6 protein-coding genes are annotated in these 5,819 nt (G+C 76.0%); 4 read left to right on the top strand and 2 right to left on the bottom strand.

Translation table 11 applies throughout. The annotated features are described in order from the left end of the window. Positions 1 to 286, bottom strand: a 286-nt coding sequence (locus tag VR45_RS38370) for an NUDIX domain-containing protein (RefSeq protein ID WP_045944581.1), incomplete at its 3' end; no start/stop codon positions are given. A gap of 45 nt (positions 287 to 331) precedes the next feature. Further along, positions 332 to 1,603 (bottom strand): CapA family protein, encoded by a 1,272-nt coding sequence (locus VR45_RS38365; protein ID WP_063772622.1) that lies wholly within the window; start codon positions 1,601 to 1,603, stop codon positions 332 to 334. Between the two features lie 257 nt (positions 1,604 to 1,860). Between VR45_RS38365 and VR45_RS50910 the strand changes: the two genes are divergently transcribed. The 4 genes from VR45_RS50910 to VR45_RS38345 all read left to right on the top strand — a co-directional run. Then, positions 1,861 to 2,622, top strand: coding sequence for a universal stress protein (locus tag VR45_RS50910; RefSeq protein ID WP_063772621.1), 762 nt, complete (start codon positions 1,861 to 1,863; stop codon positions 2,620 to 2,622). Between the two features lie 108 nt (positions 2,623 to 2,730). Next, positions 2,731 to 3,963, top strand: coding sequence for a M48 family metalloprotease (locus tag VR45_RS38355; protein ID WP_045944580.1), 1,233 nt, complete (start codon positions 2,731 to 2,733; stop codon positions 3,961 to 3,963). A 52-nt stretch (positions 3,964 to 4,015) separates the two neighbouring features. After that, on the top strand, positions 4,016 to 4,438 hold the full coding sequence (locus VR45_RS38350; protein ID WP_045944579.1) for a MarR family transcriptional regulator: 423 nt from the start codon (positions 4,016 to 4,018) through the stop codon (positions 4,436 to 4,438). 245 nt (positions 4,439 to 4,683) lie between these two features. Continuing rightward, the coding region (locus tag VR45_RS38345; protein WP_045944582.1) for a PP2C family protein-serine/threonine phosphatase at positions 4,684 to 5,819 on the top strand (1,136 nt) is incomplete at its 3' end.

Here is a 5,819-nt window from a genome sequence, read left to right as displayed (position 1 = left end):
TCTCCTCCTCGACCTCGCGCGCGGCGGCCGCGGCCGGCGCCTCGCCGGGTTCGACCCAGCCGGCGGGCAGTTCCCAGGCCCAGCGGCCGGTGATGAAGCGGTGCCGGTGGAGCATGAGGTAACGGCCCTCGGCGTCGGTCACCACGGCGACGGCGCACTCCTTGGGCATGCGCAGCACATGGTGGTCGACCCGGCCGACGCCGGGGATGTCGACATCGTCCAGCCAGAGTTCCACCCAGGGCGAGCCGTACACCTGGCGCCGCCCGTGCACCGTCCACTCGGTCACTGCCGCTCCCTCACTGCCGCTGCGTCACTGCCGCCCCGTCGGCGCTCAGCGCGAGGCGGTCGGGGCGGGCGCGGCACTCCGCGCAGCCGGCCCGGTCGTGCGCGCGGACGCGGGCGGGGACGTGGACGGAGACGCAGGCGCGGACGCGGGCCCGGCCGCGGCCCCCGGGGCAGGGGCGAGGTTGGTGCAGCCCCGGAGCCCCTCCCGGCGCTTGAGCGCGGCGGTGGCGGCGGCGCCGGCCTGCGGCACCGGCACGCCCTTGTCGTCGATGGTCGCCGGCGCGAACGCCTCGCCGAGCACCTTGCCGTCCGGGCCCAGGGTCAGGGTGGTGACGCCGGTCTCGTTGGAGTTGGCGTAGTTGGAGGTGCCGTACCAGAGGAAGTTGCCGAAGCCGTACCCGATGTAGGTGGAGCCGAGCATGCCCGAGCCGACCATGGTGTGCGCGTGCGTGCCGACCACGGCGGTCGCGCCCGCGGCGGCGAGCCTCTTGGCGATGCCGGTCTGGGCGCCGGTCGGACAGGCCTTGCCCTCCTCGCCCCAGTGCAGGTAGACCAGCACCACCGGCGCCTGCTTCTTCGCCTCCTCGACCGCCTTGACGACCGCGGCCTGGTCCAGCGCCGAGGCGATGCCGGGCTTGTTCGCCCCGGCGCGCCACTTCTGGTTGGTGAGGTCCTCGACCTGGCTGGCGGCGACCACCGCGACCTTCACCCCGCGCACGGTGGTGACGTACGGGGCGTACGCCTCCTGGGAGTTGCGGCCGAAGCCGACGATCGGGAGCGGCGAGGAGGCCTTGGCCGCGAGGGTGTCGGCGAGACCGTCGGCGCCGAAGTCGACGGCGTGGTTGTTGGCGAGCGAGACGACATCGACGCCGGAGTCCTTGAGCGCCGTGAGCGCCTTCGGCGAGGTGCGGAAGGTGTAGGTCTTCGGCTCGGGCGCGCCGCGTTCGGTGATCGCGGTCTCCAGGTTGAGCACGGAGAGGTCGGCGGCGGCGAGGCTCTTGGCGATCGGTCCGAGCGCCGTCTCGGGCGGCTGCACGGAGAGCCGGCCCTCGGTGCGGCCCTCGAAGTGGACGTCCCCGGCGAACGCCACCGTGATGCTGCCGTCCGGGCGGGGCGCCGCGCCGTCGGCGGAGGTCTGGTCCCCAGGGGCGCCGGACCCGTCGGCGGCGTTCGGCGAGGGCTTCGCGGCAGCGGCGTCGGCGGCGGCCTTGGCGGAGCGGGAGGCCTTGACGGCGGCCGGGTCGGGGTCGTCCGGTCCGCAGGCGGCCACGGGTATCAGCCCGAGCAGCAGTGCGACGGCGGCCGCGGCACGGCGCATGTGTATTCCCCCAAGGGTCGTTCCGGAAGCGGTCAGCCTACGCCACTCCCCCACGCCGCCTCCGCGCCGCGGCCACAGTCCGCGCCGGGCCGCCGGGTGGCGCGCGGAGTGGCAGCGTGGAGGTACGTGGCAGCGTGGAGGTACGGAGGCACCCGGAAGCACCGCGGAAGCCGCCGGGACCGGAGGTGCGGCGGTGGTACTCGGAGGTGCGGGGGACGGCAGGCGAGGCTCGGGGACCGGACGGCAGGTGGTGGGTCATGGCTGACAACGGGAGCACGGACGCCGGGCGGCGGATCGTGGTCGGGATCGACGGTTCGGCGCCGTCCAGGGCGGCGCTGCGCTGGGCGGTCGGGCAGGCGGCGCTGACCGGGGCGACGGTGCACGCGGTGGCCGCGTGGGAGCCCCCCTCGTTCCACGGGTGGCTGGTACCGCTGCCGGACGACGACTTCGAGCGGACGGCCATGCGCACCCTGACCGCCGAGGTGGACGAGGTGATCGGCCGGGAACGGCCGGTGCCGGTGCGGGAGAGCCTGCTGCTCGGGCATCCGGCCGAGGTGCTGCTGGAGCTGGCGGAGGGCGCGGACCTGCTGGTGCTGGGCAGTCGCGGTCGCGGGACCTTCGCCCGGACGCTGCTGGGGTCGGTGAGCACCCGGTGCGCGGCGCACGGGTCGTGCCCGGTGGTGATCGTCCGCGCGGACGGGACCAGCGCCGCGCCGTCCCGGCCCCTCACCGCCGCTGCCGGGGCGGAGGGCGGCGGCGTGGAGCCCCCCGTCCGCACCACCAAGGACTGGCAGCTGAGCCTGCACCTGGTCGAGGAGCGCGACACCACCCGGGTGCACGCCGTGCTGGACGCCGACGGCGCGGTGCTGCACAGCGACGCGTACGCCCGCCGCAATCCGCTCGACGACCCGGCGCCCGCGGTGGGCGACGAGTTCGCGGTCGGCCGGGCGCTGATCGATCTCGGCCACCAGTTGCTCCGTGCGGGCACCCGGCACGCCACCGGGACCGCCGAGGAGTGACATGCTGGCTGCCGGGGGACGACGGTCCACGAACGCCCCCGTCGGCCGACGGCCGACGCTCAATGACTGACGACTGACGACTGACGGACTTCGGACGACGGACAACAGATGACAGATTCTGTCGGCCCACCGCCGGGCCGCCCCGGCGACGGCCGGGCCTCCGACTTCACCCCCGCCGAGCGAGCCCGGGGCCGTGCGCTGCGCCGCGCCCAGCTGCCCTGGGCACTCGGCGCGCGGGCCACCGGCCTGGCGCTGACCCTCGCGCTCGGGCTGACCCCGGCCGGCGCCGGCCTGGTGTCGACGGTCGGCGGCTGGTTCGGCGGCTCCCGGACGGCGGAGGTGCTCGCCGGAACGGCCGCCCTGGTGCTGGTCGGCCGGGCGGCGCAGCTGCCGTTCGGGGCGGGCGCCCGGTCGGTCCGGGCCCGGTTCGGCCTGGTCACCCAGGGCTGGGCCGGCTGGGCGGTGGACGCGCTGCGCGGACTCGCCCTCACCCTGGCGCTCGCCCTGCCGGTGGTCCTCGGCCTGTACGCGCTCACCGGCCGCTCGCCGGAGCGCTGGTGGCTCCCGGCGGCGGGCGCGGCCGCGCTGCTGACCGCCGCGCTCTCCTTCCTCTACCCGCTCCTCGTCGAGCCGGTGTTCAACCGCTTCACGCCGATGGCCCCGGGCCCGCAGCGCGAGGCGCTGCTCGGCCTGGCCGCGCGGGACGGCGTCCGGGTGCGGGACGTCCTGGTAGCGGACGCCTCGCGCCGGACCACGGCGCTGAACGCGTACGTCTCGGGCCTGGGGGCGACCCGGCGGATCGTCGCCTACGACACGCTGCTGACCACCGCCGATCCGCGCGAGGTGGAGCTGGTGGTGGCGCACGAGCTGGGGCACGTCAAGCACCGGGACGTCCTGACCGGGACGGTGCTGGGCGCGGTCGGCGCGGCCGTCGTGGTGGTGCTGCTGGGCCTGGCGTCCGGCTGGGACGCGCTGCTGTCGGCGGCCGGCGCGGCGGACGCGGCCGATCCCCGGTCGCTGCCGCTGCTGGCGGCGGGCGCGGCGCTGCTGGGCGCGCTGTCCGGCCCGGTGCAGTGCGCGGTGAGCCGCCGGGTGGAGGCCAGGGCGGACCGGCACGCGCTCGAACTCACGGGGGACGCGGAGCAGTTCGTCGCGATGCAGCGCAGACTCGCGGTGACCAATGTGTCCGATGTCGACCCGCCGCGGGTGCTTGAGCTACTGTTCGCGACCCATCCGAGCGCCACCCGCCGGATCGCGGCGGCGCGCGCCTGGCAGGCGGGTCGGCCCGGTGCCGCGGAGCGTCCGCCGGGAGCTTCGAGCACACCCAAAACCGTTGTATAATGCAACAAATTGCCCGAGCGGCAGATCCCCCGGCCCCGAGGAGGCAGGTCCCGTGCCCGACCGCGAGACGTCGATCGCGACCATCCAGCGCGAACTGACCGCCTTCGCCCGCCGTGCCCGGCACAAGGCCTCCCAGCTGCACCCCGACCTCTCCCTGGTCACCTACAGCATCCTGGACCTCATCACCGAGCGCGGCGGCTGCCGGGCCGCCGACGTCGCCGCGCACTTCATGCTCGACAAGTCCACGGTCAGCCGCCAGGTCACCGCACTGGAGAAGCTCGGACTGCTGCGCCGCGAGACCGACCCGGAGGACCAGCGCGGCCAGATCCTGCTGGCCACCGAGGCCGGACTCACCCTGCTGCGCGAGGCCAACGAGCAGCGGCGGCTCTCCTTCTCGGCCCGCTTCACCGGCTGGTCGGACGAGGACGTCGCCCGGTTCGCCGACTACCTGGCCCGCTACGGCTCCGAGGACTGACCCGGCCCGGCCGCACCGTCGAGCGCCGACGGCACCGGCTCGGGGTGCGGCGGACCACCCGGACGGTGTACAGAGGAGAGGTGCCACTCCGGCAGCCTTCCCACGAGCGGCGTCCCGGCGGACGGCGTCCCGACCAGTCGCGCCCCGGCGCACGGCACCCGCGCGCGCGGCACCCCGACCACCGGCACCCCGACGACCGGCGCCCTCACGACCGCCGCCGGTCCTGGGCGCCCGACCGCCGAGCGCTGACGGCCGTACCGCTCGCCCTGATCGTGGTGATCACGGTGGTGGACGTGGTCGCCCCACCGGACATCCACCTGGGCCCGCTGCTGATCGTCGCCCCCGCGCTCACCGCGTCCCTGGCCGGTGCCCGGGCCACCACCGTGGTCGCCCTGCTCTCGCTCGCCGCGCTCACCGTCATCGGCATCCTGCGCGACGGTGTCACCACGGCCAACCACGAGACCCAGCTCGGCGCCCTGCTCGCCGTGTCGGCGCTGATCGTCGCCCTGCGGGTGCTGCGCGACCGGCACGAACGCGAGCTGGCACAGGTCCGCTCCGTCTCCGAGGCCGCCCAGCGGGTCCTGCTGCGCCCACTGCCCGAGCGGACCGGGCCGCTGCACCTCGCCTCCTTCTACCTCGCCGCCGAGGCCGAGGCCCAGGTCGGCGGCGACCTCTACGCGGCGGCCCGCACCGCCACCGGCACCCGGCTGCTGGTCGGCGACGTCCGGGGCAAGGGCCTGTCCTCGCTCGGCGACGCGGCCCTGCTGCTGGGCGCCTTCCGGGCGGCCGCGCACCTGTACCCGGACCTGCCCGGCCTGGTCGGCCACCTGGACGGCAGCATCGCCTGGGACCTCGCCCAGCTCGCCGAGCAGCAGCGCGCGCAGCGGGAGGACGGCCTCCGCGACCGGCCGCGCCTGCGCGCGTTCCGCCGCGCCGGTCCGCCCGGTACCCGGCGGACCGGCACCGGGCCGGCCGTCACCGGGCAGTCCGCCAGCGGGCCGACCACCACCGGGCCGACCGACACCGCGGCGGACGACAGCGGCGAGTCGTTCATCACCGCCGTCGTCCTGGACGTCCCCGACGACGGCGCGGTGGTCCGCCTGGTCGACTGCGGCCACCCCCCGCCGCTGCTCCTGCACGGCGACCGGGTCACCGCGCTGGAGCCCCGCCGCACCTCGCCGCCGCTGGGCCTCGGCGAACTGGTCGCGGCGCCGTACGTGGTGGAGGAGTTCCCGTTCCGGCCCGGCGACCGGCTGCTGATCTACACCGACGGTGTGATCGAGGCCCGCGACGCCGAGCGGCGGTTCTACCCCCTGTCCGAGCGGGTCGCCGAACGGACCGCCGCCCACCCCGCCGAAGCTCCGGCCGCCCTGCTGCAGCA

This window comes from Streptomyces sp. NRRL S-495 (genome assembly GCF_000966955.1).
GTDB lineage: Bacteria > Actinomycetota > Actinomycetes > Streptomycetales > Streptomycetaceae > Kitasatospora > Kitasatospora purpeofusca.
The sequence above is the reverse complement of the archived record's forward strand: the minus strand, read 5'-3'. Positions and strand labels throughout refer to the sequence as shown.